The organism is Umezawaea tangerina (assembly GCF_003002815.1).
GTDB classification, from domain to species: Bacteria; Actinomycetota; Actinomycetes; order Mycobacteriales; family Pseudonocardiaceae; genus Umezawaea; species Umezawaea tangerina.
Map to the genome: position 1 here is coordinate 209,560 of NZ_PVTF01000009.1, position 22,607 is coordinate 232,166.

Below are 22,607 nucleotides of genomic sequence, written 5' to 3' on the forward strand. Positions count from 1 at the left end.
CCCCCGATTATCCGGGGGTTCCGATCACCCGTCCCCGGACTACCGGTCCCCCGATGAGGTCACCGGTCCCGGTCCTCCAGGTAGCGGGTGTGGTCGGTCTGGCGACGGGCGTCGGCGGAGTGGAAGCCCTCGGCGGTGCGGACCACGTCGGCGGCGAGGAGGTCGAGCTGGCGCAGGAGCTCGGAGTCGGCGTTCCTGGCGGCGGCGTACCACCACGGCATGGCGAGGTAGGTCTGGACGGCCAGGGGCAGGTCGGTGCCGATGACCCTGGTGGCGGTGTGCATCGCGTCCGGGTCGGCGCGGAGGTCGTGCGGGCGGTCGAGCAGGCCGCGCAGGACGTCGGCGACGCGGTCGAGGCGGGGCAGCGCCTCGGACGGGACGCGGGCGGTGCGGACGTGGGCGACCAGGGCTTCGAGGTCTTGGCGCAGGCGTTCGGCGTCCTGCGTCGGGTCGGTCACGAGGGTCACGCGGTCCGGTGGGGCGAGCAGGGCGCCGACGCCGTAGAGGCCGACGACCACCGCGAGCCAGTACGTGCCCGCGACACCCGCGAAGTGCAGGCCGAGGCCGAGCAGGCCGCCGACGCAGCCGACGATGTTCCTCGTCGAGCCGAGGTAGCTACTGGTAGCCACGGATCTCCTTGAACGCCTCGGCGAGCGTGCGGCCGCGCGCGTCGAACACCTTGCCGCCGCTCATGGCGGCGACCTGCCGCATCTCGTCGTTGGCGCTCTCGCCGAACAGCACGGGGAACACCGGCACGCCCTTCATTGCGGGGTCGAGTCCGCTGTGGAACGCGGCGAAGGCGGGGAACGCGTCGCCGGAGGTGTTCTCGCCGTCGGTCATCAGCACGATCGAGGTGAACCGGTCCGGGTCGTCGGCGGCCTGGGCGCGCAGCACGTCGTAGCCGCGCCGCAGGCTGCTGTAGATCGCCGTGCCCCCGGTGGCCTCCAGCCCCTCGGCGGCGGACCTGATCTGCCCCAGCTCGGCGTCGCCGGTGACGCTGAACCGCAGGGGCTCGCGGGGCGAACTGCTGAACGGGAGCAGCGTCACCTGCTCGCGGCCGTGGAACCTGCTGAACCTGCCGGACAGCGACGTGTCGGCCCCGGTAAGGCCGATGACGGCCTGGCGGAGGCCGTCGATCCGGTCGCCCTCCATCGAGCCGGACGTGTCGAGCACGTACAGCGTCCGCGACGGCCTGCGCAGCTGGTCGAAGTACGCGGTGACCAGGCCGTCCACCGCGGCCCCGGTGCCGGGGAACGGCAGCTCCACCAGGTCGCGCACGGCGAACCGGTCCCCCAGCGCGACCTGCGGGTTGGCCGGGCGGCGGCCGGTGACCTCGGAGATCCGCCGCTGCACGTCGGGCGAGCGCAGGTACTCCGACAGCCGCTCGTGGACGCCGCGCGCGTCGGACCCGGCCGAGGTGAGCAGGGTCAACGGGTAGTCGGCGGTGACGACTCCGTCGTTCGGGTAGACCAGCGTCAGCGGCTCGGGCAGCAGGCCGGAGGCGTTGAGCGAGAGCAGCACGGACTCGTAGTTGACCAGGCCGTCGACCTCCGGACCGGGGTCCTCGCCGCGGGCGCGGCGCTGGTAGGCCTCGGACAGCCAACCGGACGAGCCCGCGGACAGGGTCTGGGCGGCGAAGAAGTCCTTGAGCCGCGGGGCGACCGAGGCGATCGCGGCCGCGTCGAGCGCGGAGCCGCTCCCGGCGAGCGCGGACGCGACGCCGACCAGTGCGGAGAACCCGGAGTTCGACGTGGACGGGTCGGTCATGCCGTAGGTGAACGCCTTGCGCCCGGCGGCCTCGGCGATCTCCGCCCAGCCGACGCGCCTGCCGCTCCAGCCCAGCTCCTCGACCTTGGACGTGGGCAGGCCGAGGACGACCGGGGAGCTCATGACCCTGGTCGGCGTACCGAGCCGCTTGGCGGCGTCGGGCAGGAGTTCGAGGTAGCGGTTGGAGGAGAACCAGAGCGCGTCGAACCCGGCCTCGGCCTGGCCGTTGGCCACCGACTCGGCGCCGTCGAGGGTGCCGGTGAAGCTCAGCTCGACCGTGACGCCGGTGGCCTTGGCGGCCTCGTCCAGCACGGGTCGCAGGTCGGCCAGCTCGCTGCCCGCGAGCACGCGCAGCACACCGGGCCGGGGGTCGCCGACCGGTCGTGCGGGGGTGGCCGGGTCGGACGAGCACCCGGCCAGCAGGGCGGCGGCGAGGACGCCGACCAGGACACGGCGGATCATGGTGTGGGCTCCTCGTCGGCGCGCACGCGGGTCAGGTGGTCGTGGGCGCGCCGGATCTCGAAGTCCAGCGCGGAGACGGTGCCCGCCATGTTCTCGGCGGCACGCGCCTTGAAGGTGTCGATCGCGTCGATGGTCGCGTAGACGCGGTCGAACGAGGTGCGCAGCGCGTCGATCCCGACCGCGGGGGTGCTCGCGATGCGCTGGATGTCGTCGCCTTGCAGGGACAGCAGGTCCGCGTTGGTCCGCAGCAGCCCGTCGGTCAGCCCGCGCACGGCGTCGAGCTGGTCCACGACCTCGCGCTGGTCGGCCAGCGCCGCCGCGACCACCACCCCGATCCGCAGCGCGGCGACCGTGGTGCCGACCGCGCGTTCGACGCCCTTGACCAGCTCGTCGTTGCCGCGCCGGACGACGTCGAGCGCCAGGTACCCCTGGGCGCACACGGCCAGCTGCGTGACCAGGTCCTGGTGCCGCTGCCGGACCGGGTGCAGCACGTCGGCCCGCAGCTCGGTCGCCCGGCGCGGGTCGGACAGCTCGACGACCCGCGCCTGCCGGTCCACCGCCTCGTCCACCGCCGACGCCAGCACGGCGTCCGCCGACAGCCGGGTCATCACGCCCCAGAGCCGTTCCCGCTCACCGCGCACCGCCGCGTTGTCGCGCCGCAGGTCGTCCTGGCCCGCGCGCAGCCGGAGCACGACCTGGTCGAGCGGCTCGTTCGCGGCCCGGAACCTGGCCAGCAGGCGCCGGGCGCGGTTGCCCAGCGGGATGAGGCCGAGCACCTTGCGGCCGGTCAGCCCGCGCAGGTCCTTCGGGTCCAGCTCGCGCACGGTGCGCCGCAGCTCCCCCAGTCCCCCGGTGACCTGCCGCTGCGCGCCCGGCTCGGACAACGTGGCCAGCGAGCGGTCCAGCAGCCTGGACGCGACCTGCGCGGCGGCCCGCATGTCCGCCTCGCCGAGCAGCAGCACGCGGTCCAGCAGCCGGGCGAACTCCGGCGAGCGGGAGTCGACCGTGGTCAGCTCGGCGGCGAGCTCCTCCGCGCGCCGCACGGACTCCCGGCGGGTCTCCTCGTCGACCGGGACGAGCCCGGCGGCCCGGTCGGCCGGGACCGCGGCGACCGGTTCCGGTGCGGTGAGGACGAAGTCGGGGTCCACGTCAGTACTGCTTCGCGATCGCTTCGAGCATCCGCTCCAGCGTCTCGTAGGAGGGTGGCTCGACCACGTCTACGACGGTGTCCGGCACGGCCACCGCGTGCTCCTCGACGACCTGCCGGAAGTAGCGCGGGTCGGCGGTGCGGAACCCGAAGGTGGCGGCCAGCTCCCCGAGCTCCGGATCGCCGGTGAGCAGCTCGCCGACCTTGTCGCCCGCGGGCTTCAACGGCACGAGGGTGTGCTTGGACAGCACGGTCGGCGCGGGGTAGAGCAGCGTCATGCCCGGCCGGATCGTCGAGTCGCCGCGCACGACCCGGTCGACGAACTGCGCCTCGTACGCGAGCACCAGCGGCGTCTTGCCCATGCCCGCGGACAGGTAGTCCTCGAACGGGCCGTCGGTGCTGCTCTGCGTGTACCCCTGCTCCAGGAACAGCTTCCCGACCACGGGCAGCACCTTCGCCTCGGCGTCGGGTGAGCTGACCACGCCGCCGTTGGCCACGAACGACGTGATCGCCAGGTACATCGCCGCGGAGTTGGAGTCGCGCGGGTCGGTGGTGGTGACCAGCAGGTTCTTCCGCGCCGGGTAGTCGGTGTTGGCGGGCAGCTGGTCCCAGCGGGTGCCGACCGCGGTCAGCTCCAGGTACCGCGCCACGTCGAACACCCGGTATCGACCCGGCCCCTGGCGGACGACGCCCTGCGCGGTCAGCAGCTCCACGATCGGGTCGAACGTGGCAACGACCATCGGCGACGAGAACGGCGCGTACGTCCTGGCCGCGCCGCGGGCGCGCTGGAGCTGCTCGGCCGCGGGGGCGCTGGAGGGGAACGCGAAGTCGTAGCGGTCGAGGTCGACCGAGGTCGCGATCTGCCGCGAGCCCGCCGGGTCGACCTCGACCCGCAGCCCGTGCCGGGCGAAGGCGTCCTTCACCCGCCGGTCGGCGAAGAACGCGAGCTTCTCCGACCCGATCACCCCGCGCACGGTCTCCAGGTCCGGCGAGCCCGCCTCGTCGGACCGACCGCGCACCACCGCGAACACCACACCGACCAGCAGGACCACCGCGAGCGCGATGCCCGACAAGCGCTTCACCTCAGCCACCTCGTGGAGTAGGTCACCGATCCGGATCATCCGCCGGTGGGACGCGCGGTGGTGCCGCTGCGACCCGGAAGGCGGGGTGAACGTTCGGTGAACGCCCGTGGGGTCCCGCCACGACCTCCTGCCACGTCACCGGCGGGGAGAGCACCGGGTGGTCGTGGTGCCCGCGGCCGCGCGGTGGACCCGCCGATGTCGGTGTCCGGTGTTAGCGTGCCGCGCATGACCAGGTCAGCGGGGTGCCGCACGGTGGAGCTGATGGCGGAGGCGCCGTTCCCCGTGCTCGTCATGTACCCGTCCACGGCGCCCGAGAGGCCCGAGCCGTTCGGCCCGTACACCGCCGAGGTGGCCCTCGACGGCCCCGTCGAACCGGGGGCGCACCCGCTCGTGGTCGTCTCGCACGGCACCGGCGGGTCGCACCTGCTCTACCGCACACTGGCCGCGCACCTGGCCCGCGCCGGGTTCGTCGTCGCGCTGCCCGAGCACCCGCTCAACAACCGCAACGACAACGAGCTGGGCGGCACGTCCGCGATCCTGGCCAACCGGCCGCGGCACGTCCGGCAGGTCGTCGACTGGGCCTCGGGCGCCTTCGACATCGGCCCGGTCGCCGTGGTGGGCCACTCGCTCGGCGGCTGCACCGGCCTGGCGCTGGCGGGCGGCACGCCGACCGCGTTCCCGCACGAGACCCCCGACCGCCAGCCGCACCCGGTCGACGTCACCCCCGACGAGCGGGTGCGGGCGCTCGTGCTGCTGGCGCCCGCGACCGCGTGGTTCCAGCGGGCCGGGTCGCTCGCCGCGGTGGACGTGCCGGTCCTGATGCTGACCGCCGAGCACGACGAGCACACGCCGCCGTGGCACGCGGAGATCGTCACGACGGGTGTCGCCGACGTCGAGCACCGGGTCGTGCCGGGCGCGGGGCACTACTCGTTCCTGGCGCCGTTCCCCGAGCGGATGGCGAACCCGGCGTTCCCGCCCTCGCAGGACCCGCCGGGGTTCGACCGGCAGGCGTTCCACGAGGAGCTGAACGCCGAGGTGCTCGCCTTCCTGGGGAAGGTGCTCTAGCCGGCGAGGAGCTCCCGCATCGCCCGGCGCGCGGAGGTGGACCTGGACTTCACCGTCCCGATCGGCAGGTCGAGGATGTCGGCGGCCTCGGCCATGCTGCTGCCGTTGAGGTACACCTCCACCAGCACCTCCCGGTGCTCCGGCCGCAGCCGCACCAGCGCGTCCCGCACCACCACACCGTCCACCACGGACTTGGCGTGGTCACCCGCCGACGTGGCCTGGTCGGGTGTGATCGCCACCTCGGTCGGCCGAACCTTCCGCCGCCTCGACAGGTCGATCACGATGTTGGTCGCCGTGGTGAGCAGCCAGCCGCGCACCGACCCCTTGCCGTTCACCAGCGCGTCGCGGTGCTGCCACGCGCGGACCAGCGTCTCCTGCGTGACGTCCTCGGCCGCGCTCCTGTCCCTGGTCAGGATGGTGGTGTGCGCCAGGATGGCGCCTCCGTGCTCGGAGTAGAGCTGGCGGACCAACGCATCGGCCCCGTTTCGTCGCGACGTCACGGTTCTCCCCTGCTTCCGCCGTCCACGACCGGCGGACGTGCCGGTGCCGAACGGCCTCCCCTTGCCCTTGTGCTGACGGCGGTCCACCGGTTGAGACGCGCGGCGAGCGTTAATCCACCGACTCGTATCCGACGCGTGCCGGGCCGCTCCTGTGTCTGGAGAAGGCCGACCACCGCTCGCAAACCGTAATTCGCCCGACTTGACACCCAATGACTAAAGTGTGACCACGTGGCCCCCTTCGTGGGAGCCACCTACCCCGGCGGAGCGATGTTGTTCCCTGAACCAGCACGCAGCACCCTGCGACTGGCCGTTCTCGGCCCCCTCCGCGCGTGGCTGGACGGTGTCGAGGTGGAACTGGGGCCACCTCAGCAGCGTTCGGTGCTCGCGCTCCTGCTCGCCCACGGCGGGCAGCCGGTGAGCGTCGCCTCGCTCGTCGACGCCCTCTGGGGCGCCGACCACCCCGGCAGCGCAGTGAACCTCCTGCACCGGTACGTCGGCGCGCTGCGCCGCGCGTTGGAGCCCGAACTGGGCCACCGCGAGGCCGGGAGGTGGCTGATCAGAGGGGCGGGCGGGTACCGGTTCACCACCGACGCCGCGACGCTGGACCTGCTGCGCTTCCGCGACCTGATGACCAGGGCGCGGGCCGAGCGGGCGGCCGGGTCGGACCGGCAGGCCGTGCACACGTTCGCCGAGGCGCTGGCCCTGTGGGACGGGCCGGTGGCCGCTAACACGCCCGCGCCGGTGCGGGCGCACGCCGTGTTCACCGCGCTGGAGCGCGAGCACGTGGCGGCGGTGAACGAGGCGACCGACCTGGCGCTGCGCTGCGACCTGCCCAAACCGCTGCTGGTGCCGTTGCAGTGGGTGACCTCGCAGCACCCGTTCGACGAGCCGTCGCACTCCCGGCTGATCCTGGCGCTGGCCGCGGCGGGCTACCGGGCGGACGCGCTGGACGTGTACGCGGCCATCCGCACCCGGCTGGCCGACGAGCTGGGCATCGACCCCGGTGCCGAGCTGCGCGCGGCGCACGAGTCGGTGCTGCGCGAGGGGCCCGAGGCGCCCGCGGAGGTGCGGTTCGAGCCCGAGCCGCTGGTGGACGCGCCGATGCCCGCGCCCTCCGTCATGCCCGCCCAGCTGCCGCGCGACCTGGCCGTGTTCGCCGGGCGCAAGGACGAGCTGGACCACCTGCTGGCCGAGCACGACGACCCAGCGGGCTCGACGGCGGTCACGCTGATCCGGGGCATGGCCGGGGTCGGCAAGACGACGTTGGCCGTGCGCTACGTGCACCGGATCGCGCACCTCTACCCGGACGGCCAGCTGTACCTGAACCTGCGCGGGTTCGACCACACCGGCGACGTCGTGCAGCCCGAGGACGCCGTGCGGCGGTTCCTCGACGAGCTGGGCGTGCCGTCGGCGCGGATCCCGGTCGGGTTCGACGCCCAGGTCAACCTCTACCGCAGCGTGCTGGCCGAACGCCGCGTGCTGGTGGTGCTGGACAACGCCCGCGACGCCGAGCAGGTGCGTCCGCTGCTGCCCGGCGCGACCGGCTGCCACGTCGTGGTGACCAGCCGCAACCAGCTGTTGTCGCTGGTCGCGGTGGAGGGCGCCCGGCCGCTGCTGCTCAGCCCGCTGTCGAAGGGCGACTCGCGCGAGTTCCTGGTCCGCAGGTTGGGCAGCCGGTCGGCGGCGTCCGACCCGGCGGCGGTGTCGGAGATCATCGAGCTGTGCGCGGGGCTCCCGCTGGCGCTCGCGATCGTCGCCGCCCGCGCCGCGCTGCAGCCGCTGCACCCGTTGAGCGCGGTCGCCGCCGCGCTGCGCGACACCAAGGACAGCCTGGACAGCTTCGCCGACGCGGACTCGATCATCGACGCGCGGGCCGCGTTCACCTGGTCCTACCAGGCGCTCGGCCCGGCCGCCGCGGAGATGTTCCGGCGGCTCGCCCTGCACCCCGGCCCGGAGGTGCCAGCCCGCGCCGCCGCGGCCCTGCTCGGCGTGCCCGTCGCCAAGGCCGTGCCGCTGCTCGACGAGCTCGAACGCGGCCACCTGGTCTCCCAGTACGCGCCGCGCCGCTACACGATGCACGACCTCGTCCGGGTCTACGCGAACGAGCTCGCGGAGGCCGTGGACACCGTGGGCGTCCGGCGCGCCGCCCGCGGCCGGGTGCTGGACCACTACCTGCACAGCGCTTTCCTGGCCGCCGGGCTGATCGACCCGCACCGGCCGCCCATCGCGCTGCCGCCGCTCGGCGAGGGCGCGGTCGTCGAGCCGATCGCGGACCGCGCGGCCGCGCAGGCGTGGACGAACACCATGTCCCCCACGCTGTTCGCGGCGATCGAGATGTCCGCCGAACACCGCTTCGACGAGCACACCTGGCGCCTGGGCTGGACGTTCGACCCGTTCCTGGACCGCAACGGGCACTGGCACCAGAAGGTCACCGCGCAGGAGGCCGCGCTCGCCGCGACCGGCCGCACCGGCGAACGCGCGGGCCGGGCCTACGTGCACCGGAGCCTCGGGTACGCCCACAAGCACCTCGGCAACCTGGTCCGCGCCGCCGGGCAGTTCCGGTCGGCGCTGGAGCTGTACGTGGAGCTGGGGAACCTGCGCGGCGAGGCGCGCACGCACCAGAACATCGCGGACCTGTGCGGCCGGCAGAACATGCACCAGCAGGCGCTGGAGCACGAGATCCGGGCGCACGAGATCAGCAGGCTGCTCGGCGACCGGCTGATGGAGGCCGACTGCATCAACAACCTCGGGTGCGCGCACAGCGACCTCGGGGACCACGAGCAGGGCGTCCTGCTGTGCGAGAAGGCCCTGCTGATGTCGCGGGAGCTGGAGAACCGGTCGCTCGAGGCCGCGGCCCAGGACAGCCTGGGCACCATCCACGACCGCGCGGGCAGGCACAGCCGCGCGATCCTGTGCTACCGGCAGGCGCTGGAGGTGCACCGGGACCTCCAGGACCTCTACAGCGAGGCCGTGACCCTGCGGAACCTGGCCGCGGTCCACCTGGGCACCGGCGACACGCGGGCAGCGGAGGAGTACACCCGGCAGGCCGCCGCCGTGCTCGGCCAGCCGGTGCGGTTCGAGCTGTCGGCGGCCAGCGCGAGCTGACCGGTTCCGGGGTTGTCAACCGGTCGCCGTCCACGGGTTCGGCACACCGAAAGGCGTCACGGGCACGGGACGGCGGACCGGGTCGACCCCGCCAGCCCCGGCACCGTCCACTCCGGACGGTCCTCGGCGCGCGCCGGACGTCCCACGAGGACCCGTCGCGGCTGGTCGGCGGCGGACGTCGGCTCCCGCTCCCGACCGGCACGGCCGCACGACGCGGGCAGCGGAGGCCGACGGGAGCACCCCGCGCGGCCGACGAGCCGGCCGCGGACTCCTCGCGCTGGCACGGGGATTTGCGTAGGCTGTCCGCATTCCACCCGGTACGTCCCGGCGCGACTCGACCTCGCACCGTCCGACCGGGCCCCCGGTGCGGACTGGGAGGCCGCCCGAGGACCCGCTGGTATCCGAAAAGGACCCGCAGCGCTTTCCGCGGTCGGGGCGCCGCCGACCTGCCGGGCACTCTCGCGCCGCAAGAGACCCAGGAGGTCCCGATGACCGCGAACGTCGTGAACGGGCACGAAAGCGGTGTGCTGAACGTCTTCTACCGCTCCTTCCCCTACCCCTGGCCGCCCCGGCAGCTCGTCGCGCTGGACGACCCGGCGTTCTACACCAGGATGATCGCGCAGGACGTCGGCGACTACGGGCACACCCGGCTGGCCCCCGATGCCTCGATCTGGGTCGCGGGCTGCGGCACCAACCAGGCGCTGATCACCGCCCTGCGCTTCCCCGGCGCGACGGTGCTCGGCACCGACGCCTCCGAGCGGTCGCTGGAGATGTGCGCGGCCAACGCCGCCCAGCTCGGCGTCACGAACCTGGAGCTGCGGCACGAGGGCATCACGCAGGCCGAGCACCGGGAGCGGTTCGACTACGTGCTGTGCACCGGCGTGATCCACCACAACCCGGACCCGCCCGCGTGCCTGCGCAGGCTGACCGCGGCGATGCGGCCCGACGCCGTGCTGGAGCTGATGGTCTACAACACCTTCCACCGCCAGGAGATCGTGCGGTTCCAGCAGGCGCTGACCGTGCTCGGCTACGACGACGTGGAGTCGTTGCAGGACAGGCTCTCGCTGGCCAGGAGGCTGTCGGAGTCGGTGCCACCGGGCGGTCAGGTGGGGCGCAGGCTGGAGCAGTACGAGTACATGGGCGACGAGGGCTGGGCCGACAGCTGGATGAGCCCGTTGGAGCACGACTACACCGTCGAGCAGTTCTGGGCGATGGCGGAGGAGTGCGGGCTCACCGTGGAGGCGCCGACGGTCAACGCGTTCGACCAGGCGGGCGAGTCCTACCTGTGGGAGGTGCCGATCCGCGACCCCGAGGTGCGCGAGCGCTACGAGGGCCTGCCGGACCGGGAGCGCTGGCAGGTGTCGAACCTGCTGCTGATGGACAGCTCCCCCATGATGTGGTTCTACGCCGGGCACGCGGCCCGCGGCAGGCTCACCGCCGCCGAGCACGACGAGGCGTTCCTGGACACCGTGTTCACGCCCACCTCGGCGCGGCGCAGGCGCTGGGTCCTCGACGAGCAGGGCCGTTACAACGAGGTGCCGAACACCTCCGCGTTCCCCAACGCGCTCCCGCCCGCGCGGGTCCGGCCGATCCTGGCGGCGGTGGACGGGAAGCGCACCATGCGCGAGGTGTTCGCCGACTTCGACCCCGCCCTGGTGCGCACCGCCCGCGTCGAGCTGGCCACGAGCCTGTTCCCGTTCCTGACGAGCAGCCTGCCCTGAGGACGACGTCGACGGGCGGGTCCGGAACACGGCCTGGTCGGCGCCCGCCCCGTCGACACGTCCCGGTCGGCCTGAGAGCGGCCGTCGGGCGGTCCTAGACTCGGGGTTCCACCACCGCGAGGAGCACCGTGCCCACCGCCGACGAACTGCTCGACGCCACCGCGGTCGCCGGGCTCGCCCGGTGCCTGGCCGGGCCGATGCCCGCGGTGCTCGCCGCCGCCTCCATGTTGGACGGTCTGGGCCTGCGGGAGCGCAGCGACCTGGTGCGCGACGCGCTGCTGGCCGACCTGCCGGAGGGCTTCGCGGAGTTCGAGGCCGCGGTGCGGAAAGCCCTGCCGGACAGCGGGTTCACCGGCTGGATGATCTGGCCGGTGACCGAGGCCGTCACCAGCCGCGCGCTGGAGGACGGCGGCGGCGAGGCGTTCGACCGGGCGTTGGCCCTGCTCGCCGAGCTGACCCCGAGGCTGACGGCCGAGTTCGGCATCCGGCGCCTGCTGGAGCACGACCTGCGCCGGGCCCTGCCGGTCGTGCTCACCTGGACCGCGCACCCGGACGAGCACGTGCGCAGGCTCGCCAGCGAGGGCACCAGGCCGCTGCTGCCGTGGGCGAAGCGGGTCCGCGCGATCTTCGACGACCCGGCCGCGGCGGTGCCGGTGCTGGACGCGCTGCACCGCGACCCGTCGGAGTACGTGCGGCGGTCGGTGGCCAACCACCTCAACGACATCAGCCGCCGCGACCCCGCGCTCGCCGCGGGTGTCGCGGCGCGCTGGCTGCGCGCCGACCCGGACGGTCCGACGCTCCGGCTGGTCCGGCACGGGCTGCGCACGCTGGTCAAGCAGGGGCACCCGGACGCGCTGGCGCTGCTGGGTTTCGGGCCCGCCGAAGGGCTCGTGGTGGACGGCGCGGAGCTGACGAGCGACACCGTGGCCGTCGGCGGCGAGCTGGGTTTCTCCTACACCGTGGAGAACACCGGCGGCGCGCCCGTGAAGCTCGCCATCGACTACGTGGTCCACCACCGCAAGGCCAACGGGTCGACCACGGCCAAGGTGTTCAAGCTGACCACGAAGACCCTGCCGCCCGGTGAGCGGCTCACGGTCGCCCGCACGCACTCGTTCCGCCCCATCACGACCCGCGTCTACCACCCCGGCGAGCACGCGATCGAGCTCCAGGTGAACGGCGCGACGTTCGGCCGGACCCCGTTCGCCCTGGTGGCGGAACGGACATCCGGCTGAAATCCACCTCGTCGGGACCCCCGGATTTGGCGGTTCGATATGGATCTTGTATCTATCCTCCATGAGAACACGCTCCGCGGTGACCAACGTCGTGTTCCTGCTGCCGCAACGGTTGTACCTCCTCGACCTGGCGGGCCCCGCCGAGGTGTACCAGGCCGCCATCGACCAGGGCCTCCCCTACCGGTTGTCCTATGTGGCCGATGAGCCGGAGGTCGTCACCGCGGAGGGGCTGCCGATCCGGGTCGACACCGCGTGGCCCGAGCTGGAGCCGACCGACCTCGTGGTCGTGCCGGGGTCCCAGCTCACCGGGCTGGCGAAGGTGAAGGTCGGCAGGAACAGCCTCGACGTGCTGCGCCGCCACCACCAGCGCGGCGGCCGGGTGGTCAGCGTGTGCGCGGGTGCCGAGATCCTCGGCCGGGCGGGCCTGCTCGACGGCAGGCGCTGCACGACGCACCACGACCTGCGCCCGGAGCTCGCCCGGCGCTACCCGGCCGCGACCGTGGTCGACGACGTCCTCTTCGTGGTGGACGGCCGGATCGCCACGTCCGCGGGCATCGCGAGCGGCATCGACCTGGCGCTGCACCTGATCGCCCAGGCCCACGGGCCGGGCGCGGCGGCGCGGATCGCGCGGACCCTGGTGATCTTCACCCGGCGCAACGGCGACGAGAAGCAGACGAGCGTGCTGCTGCGCCACCGCCACCACGTGGACGACCTCGTGCACCGGTTGCAGGACCTGATCGAGGAGAGGTTCACCGAGCGGCTGCGGTTGGTGGGGATGGCGCGGGAGCTGGGGTGCAGCGAGCGGACCGTGACCCGGCACTTCCACCGGGCCACGGGGATGACGCCGCTGAGGTACCAGCAGCTGCTGAGGCTGGAGAGGGCCGAGCACCTGATCGGGCAGGGGTCGACGATGGAGGCGGCCGCCCGTGCGGTGGGGCTGACCGACGGGCGCGCGCTGCGGGCGCTGCGGGGATGAGGGCGCGGGAACCCCGGTGATCATCGGATGCCCGTAGTCACGACAGCCGGAGTTCGGCCGCGGTCCACCCGCGGCCGGTACAACGGGAGGAATGAGTCGATGGTTCGGTGCCGTCCCCCTGTCCGTGATCGCCCTCGCCGTGGCCGTGGTTCCCGCCGACGCGGCGCCGCTGCTCTCCCGTGACCCGGTCGCGGTCGTCTACGCGCGCGACCACGCGCTGCACACCGCGAACGGCGGTGCCACGGACGACGACCTCCAGGCGCGGACCACCAAGCTGGCGGCCAGCGCGTGGGGGTTCTTCCGGGGCACGTCGCCGCTGTTCTACCGCGACCTCGGCGAGCTCGCGCCCTCCGCCTACGCCACGGCGGCGGGCGACGTGTGGATCACCGGTGACGCGCACCTGGAGAACACCGGGGCCGACAAGGGCGCCGACGGGACCGCCCAGTTCCAGCTCACCGACACCGACGACGCCTGGCGCGGGTCGTGGACGTGGGAACTGCGCCGGGAGGCGGTCTCGGTGGTGCTGGCCGAACGCGCGAACGGGCGAAGCGCGGCGAAGATCACCACTGACCTGAACACCCTGGTCGCCGAGTACGCGCAGTGGATCGGCAAGTTCCACGGCACCGACGACGAGCTGACCTACCGGCTGACCGCCTCGACCTCGTCGGACCTGACCGAGGAGCTGATCGACAAGGCCGCGGGCGACAAGCGGTCCGACCTGCTGGCGAAGTGGACGTCCGGTGGCGCGTTCAAGTCCGACCCGCAGCTCCAGGCCGTGTCGGCGGCGACCCGTGCCGACGTGGTCGCCGCGGTGGCGGCGTACCGGACGACGGCGTCCGCGCCGCTGACGGCGCAGGCCGCGACGGTGAAGGACGTCCGGCGCAGGCTCGGCGCGGGGACCGGCAGCCTCGGCCGCTACCGCTGGTACGCACTGGTGGAGGGTCCGACGACGAGCAACGCCGACGACGTGCTCCTGGAGCTGAAGCAGGAGGTCGACCCGGCGCCGAAGCCGCTGGCACCCACCGCGACCTCGTTGACCGGCGGTCAACGACCGGCGCTGGCGATGCGGTGGCTGGTGAACCAGTCCGACCCGCTGGCGGGTTGGGCGAGCGTGGGCGCGACGCCGGTGCTGGTGCGGGAGAAGTCGCCGTTCGCCGAGGACCTCTCGATCGACGACCTCGACTCGTCCGCGGTGTGGGACGACTCGGTGCGCGACGTGGCCCGGCTGCTGGCGGCGGCGCACTCGCGGGCGGACCAGGACATCGCGGGGACCGGGCTCGGCTACTCGGCGGACGCGGCGATCGACGGCGCGATCACGTCGGTGTCCGGGCTGCAGGCCGAGACGCGGGCGTTCGCGACGGGCTACGCGGACCAGGTCACCAGCGACTGGCAGGCGTACGTGGCGGCGAAGAACGCCGGGCGGCCGCTCTTCTGACCGGCGACGATGACTTTTCGGCGTGAGCGGTGTCCTACCTGCAGAGATCCCGACAACGGAGGCAGGGCGACATGGGCACGCTGAAGGTCGACGGCGCGACGCTGCACTACGAGGTCACCGGTTCCGGGCCGGTGCTGCTGCTCATCCCCGGCGGTCCGGCGGACGCGCACGCGTTCGCCGGGTTCGCCGAGGTGGTGGCCCGCGACCACGCGGTCGTCACCTACGACCCACGCGGGCTGTCGCGCAGCGCGGTGGACGCGCCGGGCCAGGTGTCGGTGCGGACGTTCGCCGACGACGCGGCGCGGCTGCTCGACGAGGTCGGCGGCGGGCCCGCCTACGTGCTGGGCAGCAGCGGCGGCGGGGTGGTCGGCCTTGAGCTGCTGGCGGCCCACCCGGACAAGGTGAGAGCCCTGGTCGCGCACGAGCCGCCCGCGGCCGGTGTGCTCGCCGACGTGGACGCGGGGTTCACCAGGATCCACGGCACCTACCTCGCCGACGGCGTCGGGCCCGCGATGGGGGTGTTCCTGAACGTGACCGGGCTGGCGGGGACGTCCGCGCGGATGCCGGAGCCGCCGCCGGAGGCCATGGCCGGGATGATGCGGAACCTCGAGTTCTTCCTCGGCTCGATGATGGGGCCCATGCAGGACTTCCGGGTCGACGAGCGGGTCGCCGCCCTGCCGGTCGTCATCGCCGTCGGTGAGGAGTCCGAGGGGCAGCTGGCGCACCGGACCGCCGTGGCACTGGCCGAGTCGCTGTCCCTGAAGCCGGTCGCCTTCCCCGGCGACCACGGCGGGTACACCACGCACCCGGAGGAGTTCGCCCGACGGCTGCGCGAGGCGTTCGCCTCGGTGGAGCGCTAGGGCGTCCCCGCGCGGACCAAGCCGCACTCGTAGGCGTGCACGACGGCCTGGACGCGGTCGCGGAGGCCGAGCTTGGCCAGGACGCGGCTGACGTGGGTCTTGACGGTGCCCTCGGACAGGAAGAGGTGGGTGGCGATCTCGTTGTTGGACAGGCCGCGGGCGATGAGGCCGAACACCTCGCGCTCGCGTTCGGTCAGCACGTCGAGCGCCTCGGACGGCGGCGGGGCGCCGGTGCCGATGTGGCGTTCGAGGAGGCGGCGGGTGACGCTCGGGGCGACGCAGGCGTCGCCGCGGGCGACCACGCGGACGGCGGACAGCAGGTCGGCGGCGAGGGTGTCCTTGAGCAGGAAGCCGCTCGCGCCCGCCTGGATGGCGGCGTAGACGTACTCGTCGAGGTCGAACGTCGTGAGCATCAGCACCCGTGCGCCGGTGTCGCCCGCGCAGATGCGGCGGGTCGCCTCGACGCCGTCGACCTCGGGCATCCGCACGTCCATCAGCACGACGTCCGGGCGCAGGTCGCGCGTCATCGCGGTGGCCTCGGCGCCGTCGCCCGCCTCGCCGACGACGCGCATGTCCCCGGAGTTCTCCAGGATCATCCGGAACCCGGTGCGCACCAGGGTCTGGTCGTCGGCGATCAGCACCCGGATCACCTGGCGCTCCCCCGGATCGGCAGGGCGGCGTCGACCACGAACCCGCCGTCGGGGCCGGGTTCGGCGACGAGGCTGCCGCCGAGGAGCCTGGCCCGCTCGCGCATGCCGCGCAGCCCGTTGCCGCCCCCGGTGCGGGTGGCCGGGCCGCGGCCGTCGTCGCTGACCCTGATGGAGACCCCCTCGCGCACGTAGGACAGCACCACCTCGGCCTTCGCCCCCTTGCCCGCGTGCTTCATGGTGTTGGTCAACGCCTCCTGCACGATCCGGTAGGCCGACAGGTCCACAGTGGACGGGAGCGGCACGGTGGTGCCCTCGACCCGCAGCCCCACCGGGGTGCCCGCCTTGCGCACCTGGCCCACGAGCGCGGTCAGCTGGGCCAGCCCCGGCTGCGGGTGCCAGGTGTCCTCGACCGCGCCGACGGCCGCGAGCACCCGGCGCATGTCGGCCAGCGACTCGCGGCCCGTGCGGACGATGGCGTCCAGCGCGGACCGGGTGTCGGCGGGCCTGCTGTCCAGCGCGGCGGCACCGCCCTGGGCCTGGATCACCATGACGGACAGCCCGTGCGCCACCACGTCGTGCAGCTCGCGGCTGATCCGGCCGCGTTCGGCGGCCACCGCGAACGCCGCTTGGAGGTCCCGGTCGCGCTCCAGCTCACTGGCCCGCGCGCGGAGCTCGTCGAGGTGCGCCCGCCTGCTGCGCGTGCCGAACCCGATGGCCCAGGCGGCGAGCAGCGCCGAGGCGCACACGAGCAGCTCGTCCCACGAGGTGTCCCAGGCGCTGTCGTCGGGCGGCACGGGCGGGGGAGGGCGCATGGGCTCGCCGCGGCCGGGGACTGGGGCGACCACCCGTGTGGTCTCCGGCGGGGCGACGACCCGGCGCGGGGCGAACGCGTTGTGGGCGCTCCACCCGGCGGCCAGCAGCACCAGACCGCCGAGGACGGCGACCGAGACGACCCTGCGGTAGCGGACCGCGACCGTGTAGAGCAGGACCAGCAGGCTCAGGTCGACGACCGCGAGGGGCATCCCCGCGAGCAGGTGGGTGGCGACGGACGCGGCGGCGACGAAGGTCATCGGCACCGGCCAGCGGCGGCGCAACCCGACCGCGACCGCGGCCAGGACCGTGGCGCCCCACCAGACGACCGCCTGCTTCTCCAAGGGGAAGCCGCCGTCGCCGGGCCCGAGGTCCACCGCGGTACCCGCCAGCAGGAACGCCACGGCCAACACCCCGTCGAGCACCGCGGGCAGACGTGGCCAGTCGCGGAGCCGCTTCGTCATGACCCGCGAGCCTAGGACCCGGCGGTGTGCGCCCGCGTCAGTCGCAAGACGGATATCGGCGACCCGGTGTACCCCTCGCGACAGAGGTGGTCATGGGCGCGCAGACGGACGCGCGGCGCACGCGGGCGGCGCCAGCCTTGTCGGCATGAGACGACAAGTGCTGATGCGCAAGGGTTCCGCGGTGGCCGTCGCCGCCGTGGCGCTGACCTCGCTGGGCGTCGGTCCGGCCGAGGCGACCGGACGCGGCCCGACACCGCAGGTCGCCTGGAAGACCTGCCCCGCCTACTCCGACGAGGTGCTGCTGGCCATCGGCGTGCCCGACGACCGGCTGCCCGCGGTCCGGGCCCAGCTCGACCGGATGGAGTGCGGCACGGTCAGCGTCCCGCTCGACCACCGCGAGCCCGGCGGCAGGCGGATCGACGTGGCGATCACCAGGCTCAAGGCACTCGACCAGGCGCACCGGTTGGGCAGCCTCGCGGTCAACCCCGGCGGTCCGGGCGGCAGCGGATACCTGATGGGCGTCCAGATCGGCACCCTCACCAACGACGAGGCAGCGCGGCTGGGCGACCGGTACGACCTGATCGGCTTCGACCCGCGCGGGGTCGGCTACAGCACCCACGTGGACTGCGCACCGCCCCACCGCGAGGGCGAGCCGCCGACGGGCCCGATCACCAAGGAGGCGGCCAAGGCCGACTACGACCTCGAGGTCGCGTTCAACAAGTCCTGCGGCGACAGCGATCCGGAGTTCCTCCGGCAGCTCACCACCGAGAACGTGGCCCGCGACCTCGACCTGGTGCGCGCCGCGCTGCACGAGCGGAAGCTGAGCTTCCTTGGCGTGTCCTGGGGGACGTGGCTGGGCGCGGTCTACCGCAGCGAGTTCCCGGCCTCCGCGGGCCGGGTGTTCCTGGACAGCGTCGCGCCGCCGCACTTCCGGATCGACGAGTTCGAGGACGGCCGCGCCATGGCCGCCGAGCGCGACTCCACCCGGCTGGTGGCGTGGCTCGCCCGGTTCGACGACACCTACGGCCTCGGCGCGACCCCGGAGCGGGTGCGGGCCACGATCCTGGCCATGGTCCGGGACTTCGACGCCAACCCCAGGCACTACACCGACCTGCCGAGGGCGGTCGACGGCGAGATCATCGCCGTGAGCGCCGCGCAGCCCTCCAGGGCGTGGCCGCTGGTGGGCCAGGTGCTCAAGGCGCTGCGGGAGTCGACCGGCCCGACCGCGCCGCCGGTCTTCAAGGACGTCGTCGAGGGGCCGCCGCAGACCCCGCCCCCGCCTGGTGCGCCGGAGCCGGTGAACCGGACGATGAACCAGGCCGCCTTCTGCAACGAGGACCCGAGCAGGCTCGACTTCGAGCACGCCTGGGCCGACTTCCGGCAGCGCCTCGCGGCGAACCCGGTGACCGGCAGGTCCCTGCGGTTCTCGGCCGGGTGCGCGGGGTGGCCGCTGCCCGTCCAGGAGTACCGGCTCCGCCGCGGCACCGGGTCGCTGGTGCTCGTCGGACACCGCCACGAGAGCGTCTCGGTGTTCGAGTGGACCGCCGAGATGAAGGCGGCCGTGGGCGGCAGGACCTACACCGTCGAGGACGACGTCCACGGGTCCGTCCTGCGGGTGCCCGAGTGCTCGGCCGACCTGGTCGAGTACTTCACCACGGGCCGGATCGACGGCGGCTGCCAGGGCGTCCCGCTGCCCGACGGCCCGGACGCCCCCGGACCGACGGGCCTCACCGCGGCGGGACTCGACCTGACGACCGGCTGAACGGGTGCGGTGACCGCGGGTCCGGGCGCGCGCGCCACGCCGACGGTCGTGCGGACAGGCGGCCTGCTGGGGGTCGTCCGGACCCGACCGGTGTCACCGCGAGGGCGGCCGGGGTGGCTCGTGGAGCCACCCCGGCCGCGTGCCCGGCGGTAGGCGAGCCGCCCGGCACGGCGGGGACGGGGCGACGCACTCCGAGGCGTCCCCGTCCCCGCGGGAACGCCTCAGCGCTTGCGGTCGCCGGGCGTCTGCCTGGAGTCGTCCACGACGTCGATCCGCTCCTTGCGGACCTCGCCGCCCACGGTCCGCTCCTCGGTCACCGTCTCCTTGCCGAGGCCGACGCGCTCGACGGCGACGGTCTCCTTCCGCACCACGGGCCGCTCCTCGTGCAGCACGAGCTCGGTCTCGTCGTCCTGGAAAGCCTTGCCGCCGCGGGCGGAGGTGTCGTTGGGGTCGACGGGCTCGCGCACCACCCGCACCTCCTCGTGCGACACCGGCACCGTGATGTTCTGCTGCTCGGTGACGGTGTGCTTGACCAGGCGCACGCGGCCGGTCTCGACCTGCTCCTTGCCGACCCTGAGCTGCTCCTCGGACCGGGTCATGCTCTGCCGGTCGGTCCCGCGCTCCCGCTGCCCGGTCGCCCGGTCCTGCTCGCGGCCCATCCGGTCGCGGGTACCGGTGGCGTCCTGCAGACCCGCCGTGCGCCGGCGCTCGGCCACCCGCTGCTGGTCGGTCATCCGGTCCTGCCCGGCCATGTGGTTGCCGGAGCGCTGCGGCAGCCGGTCGTGGTCACCGCTGTTCGCGGCCGGGATCATGCCGTAGTACTCGTAGAGACCGGCCTGCTCGGCGTCGGACAGCCTGCCGCCCGAGGCGTCGACCTCCGGGGCGTCCTTCACCTTCTGCTTCTCGACCGGGACGGTGATGTGCTTGTCCTTGACCTGTGCGTCCTGGATCGGGACGAAGCTCTCGCGCATCCCGAAGAGTCCGGTGTGGACGGACGCCCAGATCGGCTGCCCGCTCGCCTCGTCCAGCCAGACCTGCTTGACGGAACCGATTCGGTCACCCCGCGCGTCGATGACATCGCACTCGTACAGGCGCTCCACCGATTTCTGGTCGATCATCGGACAACCTCTCTCCCGAATGGACTGACATCCTCGCCAGGACGGGCTACCCGTCCCGCCGGCGTCCACGCGCCACCGGACCCGAAGCCACCCGGACGGGAAACGCCCCGACTCTGCGTAGCGGGACGGCCCTCGTGGACCGCCGCGCCGGACCGCACGTCCGAGGGACGCCCGACATCGGCGCGGTCACACCGGGTGTCGGCGGGAGGTCTTGGGGAACGGCCGTCCGCCGGGCATGATCGGGGCCATGTACGGCATCGGCTCCGAACCCCGTCCGGTCTCCCGGACGAGCACCCGCGTGCTGCGCTTCCTCGCGTTCAGCATGGTGGTGGGCTGGGTCGTGTTCATCGCGCTGTGGATCCACGCCGAGCCACCGCCGGGCGCGCCCTCGCCCGACGAATTGGCGCGCGCCTACGAGTCGGCGCTGAACAACCGGCAGCCCGACGGGGTCGTCACGCTGCTCGGCGGGCCGGTCGAGGGCAGCGACGAGGTGGCGAAGTACCTCGTGGGCCAGCCGCACGACGGCAGGTGGCACGTCTCGGTCGTCGTGCTGGACGGCGACACGTTCCTCGCCGTGAACGACGACCGCGGCCTCACCGCGCACCTGCCCACCACGAACGTCGACGGCCACTGGCAGGTCAACCCGCTCGTGTCGCCGCGCTGATCCCGCGACGGGTCCGTGGACGGACACCGGCCCGACGCCAGTGGGCGCCGGGCCGGTGTCGGAACCCGGTGGTCCTTGCGGGGCGGCTACTCCGGCTTGGTCTCCGGGTCGACCGGGGCCTCCGGCTCGGACTTGGTCCTGCCCAGCCGCGTCGCGCCGAACGCGCCCGCGCCGACCAGCACGACGGCACCCAGGATCCACACCCACACCGGTACCCCGCCGCCACCGGCGGGCGCGTCCGCGGACGGCGCGGCCGCCGGGGTGCTCGTCGTCGTCGTGGTGGTGGTCGCGGTCGTGTCCTCGGGCGTGCTCGTGTTCGCCGCGGAGGACGTGGGCACCGCGGCGGGTGCCGTCAGCGAGAAGCGGATCTTGTCGCCGACCTCGTCGCCGTCGTCGGAGATCACCTTGTAGTCGATCACGTACTCCCCCGACGGCCCGGCGGGGATGACCGGTGCGGTGATCACGGCACCGGCGACGGTCACCTGCCCCACCTTCCAGGTCGCCCCGTCGGGCCCGGTCACCGTGATCGGGTTCTCCGGGAGCCCGACCGGCTCGGCGAACGTGAGCTGGATCCGCGTCGGCGCGGCGGGCAGCGCCGCGCCCGCCGCCGGGTCGCTGCTCAGCAGCTCGGCGTGGGCCAGCGCGGGGGTCGCGGTTCCCGCCAGGGCGAGGCCGGTCAGCAGCAGCGCGGCGCCGAGGCGTCGGAGGTTCATCAGGTGGCCCTTCGTGGTCCGGTCGGCATGGCGGAGGAGATCATCCTCCAGGTAGTCGTGCCGAGGACCCCATCGGTTCCCGCGAATCCCCCGATCCGCTACGGCAGCAGGCCCAGCGACTTGGCGCGCAGCACCGTGGCGAGCCGGTCGGTGGTGCCGAGCTTGCGGTACAGGTGCTGGAGGTGCCGGTGGACGGTGCGCGGGGAGATGTCCAGCCGCCTGGCGATGGCGTCGGCGGTGAGCCCTTCCGCCAGCACCTGGAGCACGGTCAGCTCGCGCTGGGTCAGCCGGTGCCCGCCCGCGTCGACCAGGCGGACGACCGGCGCGAGGGTGTCCGGGCAGCGGTGGCGTTCGGCCTCGGCCAGCACCGCCGCGAGGGCGGCGGGCACGGGGTGCGGGTCGTGGGCGAGCACGAGGACGACCGGGGTGCGCGGGCCGCGGCGGACCAGGTGGTCGAGCAGGGCCAGCGAACCCTCGTCGGCGCGGTGCACGTCGTCGAGCAGGAACACCGTCCCGTTGGGCCCGGACATCGTGTCGAGCGTCGTGCACACGGCGCGGTGGTGGTCGTTCCCGCGCGCCCACCCCGGTTCGGCCAGCGACCGGAACAGACCGCGCAGCACCAGGTTCGCGTCCTGCTCCACCGGCGTGAACGGCTCCGGCGCGGCGGCCGCGCGGTCGAAGGCGTCGGCGAACAACCCGTACGGCACGGGCCGCTCCGGCGCCCGGCCGCGCACCACCGGCAGCTCGTGCGCGTTCGCCAGCAGCGCGTACGCGTCGAGCGTGCACGCGCGCGCGAGGTCCGAGCGCCCCGTCACCGCCACCACGTGGACGCCGGGTCTGTCGTCGTTCGCGATCAGGGTCGCGAACCGGTCCGAGTGGGCGTCGACCGGTCGACCGGCGGACTCGTACCCGTCGTGGACCGCGATGCTCATCCCAGTCCCCCATCAAGCTCGTGGAAGGGCGTACCACCAGGAAAGGAGCGGCCGGACGGGTGATAAATACGTGTTCGGGCCACCCGAGACGCGCGGTTGTGCGGAAGCGCCTCACCGCCGAGGTCCAGGGCGTCTCGTGATC

The 22,607-nt window shown here is 73.6% G+C and carries 19 protein-coding genes; 9 read left to right on the forward strand and 10 right to left on the reverse strand.

Going from position 1 to position 22,607, the window contains the following annotated elements:
• Nucleotides 1-59 precede the first annotated feature (59 nt).
• Genes CLV43_RS29125 through CLV43_RS29140 form a run of 4 tightly spaced genes read right to left on the reverse strand, consistent with a single transcriptional unit; the run spans nt 60 to nt 4,458 of the window.
• Nucleotides 60-629, reverse strand: coding sequence for a hypothetical protein (locus tag CLV43_RS29125; protein ID WP_106190945.1), 570 nt, complete (start codon nt 627-629; stop codon nt 60-62).
• On the reverse strand, nt 616-2,229 hold the full coding sequence (locus CLV43_RS29130) for a vWA domain-containing protein (RefSeq protein WP_211304608.1): 1,614 nt from the start codon (nt 2,227-2,229) through the stop codon (nt 616-618). Before CLV43_RS29130 ends, CLV43_RS29125 begins: the two co-directional genes overlap by 14 nt.
• Nucleotides 2,226-3,377, reverse strand: a complete 1,152-nt coding sequence (locus tag CLV43_RS29135) for a toxic anion resistance protein (RefSeq protein ID WP_106190947.1) — start codon at nt 3,375-3,377, stop codon at nt 2,226-2,228. Before CLV43_RS29135 ends, CLV43_RS29130 begins: the two co-directional genes overlap by 4 nt.
• Before the next feature lies 1 nt (nt 3,378).
• Nucleotides 3,379-4,458, reverse strand: a complete 1,080-nt coding sequence (locus CLV43_RS29140) for a hypothetical protein (protein ID WP_106190949.1) — start codon at nt 4,456-4,458, stop codon at nt 3,379-3,381.
• 225 nt (nt 4,459-4,683) lie between these two features.
• Between CLV43_RS29140 and CLV43_RS29145 the strand changes: the two genes are divergently transcribed.
• The gene (locus CLV43_RS29145; RefSeq protein WP_106191393.1) at nt 4,684-5,523 is read left to right on the forward strand and encodes an alpha/beta hydrolase family protein; all 840 of its coding nucleotides are present in this window, start codon (nt 4,684-4,686) and stop codon (nt 5,521-5,523) included.
• On the opposite strand, the gene CLV43_RS29150 is transcribed toward CLV43_RS29145, so the two are convergent.
• Complete coding sequence (locus CLV43_RS29150; RefSeq protein ID WP_106190950.1) at nt 5,520-6,023, reverse strand: sigma-70 family RNA polymerase sigma factor; 504 nt, start codon at nt 6,021-6,023, stop codon at nt 5,520-5,522. The genes CLV43_RS29145 and CLV43_RS29150 overlap by 4 nt on opposite strands.
• A gap of 267 nt (nt 6,024-6,290) precedes the next feature.
• Here CLV43_RS29150 and CLV43_RS29155 point away from each other — a divergent pair, with 267 nt between their 5' ends.
• From CLV43_RS29155 to CLV43_RS29180, 6 genes are all read left to right on the forward strand, one after another.
• Nucleotides 6,291-9,128 carry an AfsR/SARP family transcriptional regulator gene (locus CLV43_RS29155; protein ID WP_106190952.1) on the forward strand — a complete coding sequence of 946 codons (2,838 nt, stop codon included), beginning with the start codon at nt 6,291-6,293 and terminating at the stop codon, nt 9,126-9,128.
• A 488-nt stretch (nt 9,129-9,616) separates the two neighbouring features.
• Nucleotides 9,617-10,849, forward strand: a complete 1,233-nt coding sequence (locus CLV43_RS29160; protein WP_106190953.1) for a class I SAM-dependent methyltransferase — start codon at nt 9,617-9,619, stop codon at nt 10,847-10,849.
• 128 nt (nt 10,850-10,977) lie between these two features.
• Nucleotides 10,978-12,081 carry a DNA alkylation repair protein gene (locus CLV43_RS29165; RefSeq protein ID WP_106190955.1) on the forward strand — a complete coding sequence of 368 codons (1,104 nt, stop codon included), beginning with the start codon at nt 10,978-10,980 and terminating at the stop codon, nt 12,079-12,081.
• A gap of 61 nt (nt 12,082-12,142) precedes the next feature.
• A complete protein-coding gene (locus CLV43_RS29170) occupies nt 12,143-13,057 on the forward strand; it encodes a GlxA family transcriptional regulator (RefSeq protein WP_245887071.1) in 915 nt (304 codons plus the stop codon).
• Between the two features lie 91 nt (nt 13,058-13,148).
• Nucleotides 13,149-14,492: a DUF2252 family protein gene (locus CLV43_RS29175; protein WP_106190958.1), complete on the forward strand. Its 1,344-nt coding sequence runs from the start codon at nt 13,149-13,151 to the stop codon at nt 14,490-14,492.
• A gap of 71 nt (nt 14,493-14,563) precedes the next feature.
• Nucleotides 14,564-15,352 (forward strand): alpha/beta fold hydrolase, encoded by a 789-nt coding sequence (locus tag CLV43_RS29180; RefSeq protein WP_106190960.1) that lies wholly within the window; start codon nt 14,564-14,566, stop codon nt 15,350-15,352.
• Here the strand turns inward: CLV43_RS29180 and CLV43_RS29185 are convergent.
• Nucleotides 15,349-16,002, reverse strand: coding sequence for a response regulator (locus CLV43_RS29185; RefSeq protein ID WP_106190961.1), 654 nt, complete (start codon nt 16,000-16,002; stop codon nt 15,349-15,351). The two genes, CLV43_RS29180 and CLV43_RS29185, sit on opposite strands and share 4 nt — an antisense overlap.
• Entirely contained in the window at nt 15,999-17,276 is a 1,278-nt protein-coding gene (locus CLV43_RS29190; protein ID WP_106190963.1) for a sensor histidine kinase, read from the reverse strand. The genes CLV43_RS29185 and CLV43_RS29190 overlap by 4 nt, the downstream gene beginning before the upstream one ends.
• Nucleotides 17,277-17,421: 145 nt before the next feature.
• On the opposite strand from CLV43_RS29190, the gene CLV43_RS29195 reads away from it, so the two are divergent.
• A complete protein-coding gene (locus tag CLV43_RS29195; protein WP_106190965.1) occupies nt 17,422-19,038 on the forward strand; it encodes an alpha/beta fold hydrolase in 1,617 nt (538 codons plus the stop codon).
• 221 nt (nt 19,039-19,259) lie between these two features.
• On the opposite strand, the gene CLV43_RS29200 is transcribed toward CLV43_RS29195, so the two are convergent.
• Entirely contained in the window at nt 19,260-20,156 is an 897-nt protein-coding gene (locus tag CLV43_RS29200; protein WP_106190966.1) for a DUF2382 domain-containing protein, read from the reverse strand.
• Between the two features lie 247 nt (nt 20,157-20,403).
• Here CLV43_RS29200 and CLV43_RS29205 point away from each other — a divergent pair, with 247 nt between their 5' ends.
• Entirely contained in the window at nt 20,404-20,820 is a 417-nt protein-coding gene (locus CLV43_RS29205) for a hypothetical protein (RefSeq protein WP_146174955.1), read from the forward strand.
• A gap of 86 nt (nt 20,821-20,906) precedes the next feature.
• Here CLV43_RS29205 and CLV43_RS29210 read toward each other — a convergent pair whose 3' ends face one another.
• Both CLV43_RS29210 and CLV43_RS48655 read right to left on the reverse strand, forming a co-directional pair.
• Nucleotides 20,907-21,533 (reverse strand): copper resistance CopC family protein, encoded by a 627-nt coding sequence (locus tag CLV43_RS29210; protein ID WP_106190969.1) that lies wholly within the window; start codon nt 21,531-21,533, stop codon nt 20,907-20,909.
• Between the two features lie 98 nt (nt 21,534-21,631).
• Nucleotides 21,632-22,465, reverse strand: coding sequence for a LuxR C-terminal-related transcriptional regulator (locus tag CLV43_RS48655; RefSeq protein WP_211304609.1), 834 nt, complete (start codon nt 22,463-22,465; stop codon nt 21,632-21,634).
• Nucleotides 22,466-22,607: the final 142 nt, after the last annotated feature.

Coding starts and splice junctions, on each gene's coding strand:
- CLV43_RS29130 (WP_211304608.1), bottom strand. CDS start 2,229: ATGATCCGCCGTGTCCTGGTCGGCGTCCTCGCCGCCGCCCTGCTGGCC.
- CLV43_RS29145 (WP_106191393.1), top strand. CDS start 4,684: ATGACCAGGTCAGCGGGGTGCCGCACGGTGGAGCTGATGGCGGAGGCG.
- CLV43_RS29155 (WP_106190952.1), top strand. CDS start 6,291: ATGTTGTTCCCTGAACCAGCACGCAGCACCCTGCGACTGGCCGTTCTC.
- CLV43_RS29160 (WP_106190953.1), top strand. CDS start 9,617: ATGACCGCGAACGTCGTGAACGGGCACGAAAGCGGTGTGCTGAACGTC.
- CLV43_RS29170 (WP_245887071.1), top strand. CDS start 12,143: ATGAGAACACGCTCCGCGGTGACCAACGTCGTGTTCCTGCTGCCGCAA.
- CLV43_RS29175 (WP_106190958.1), top strand. CDS start 13,149: ATGAGTCGATGGTTCGGTGCCGTCCCCCTGTCCGTGATCGCCCTCGCC.
- CLV43_RS29180 (WP_106190960.1), top strand. CDS start 14,564: ATGGGCACGCTGAAGGTCGACGGCGCGACGCTGCACTACGAGGTCACC.
- CLV43_RS29190 (WP_106190963.1), bottom strand. CDS start 17,276: ATGACGAAGCGGCTCCGCGACTGGCCACGTCTGCCCGCGGTGCTCGAC.
- CLV43_RS29195 (WP_106190965.1), top strand. CDS start 17,422: ATGAGACGACAAGTGCTGATGCGCAAGGGTTCCGCGGTGGCCGTCGCC.
- CLV43_RS29200 (WP_106190966.1), bottom strand. CDS start 20,156: ATGATCGACCAGAAATCGGTGGAGCGCCTGTACGAGTGCGATGTCATC.
- CLV43_RS29205 (WP_146174955.1), top strand. CDS start 20,404: ATGTACGGCATCGGCTCCGAACCCCGTCCGGTCTCCCGGACGAGCACC.
- CLV43_RS29210 (WP_106190969.1), bottom strand. CDS start 21,533: ATGAACCTCCGACGCCTCGGCGCCGCGCTGCTGCTGACCGGCCTCGCC.
- CLV43_RS48655 (WP_211304609.1), bottom strand. CDS start 22,465: ATGAGCATCGCGGTCCACGACGGGTACGAGTCCGCCGGTCGACCGGTC.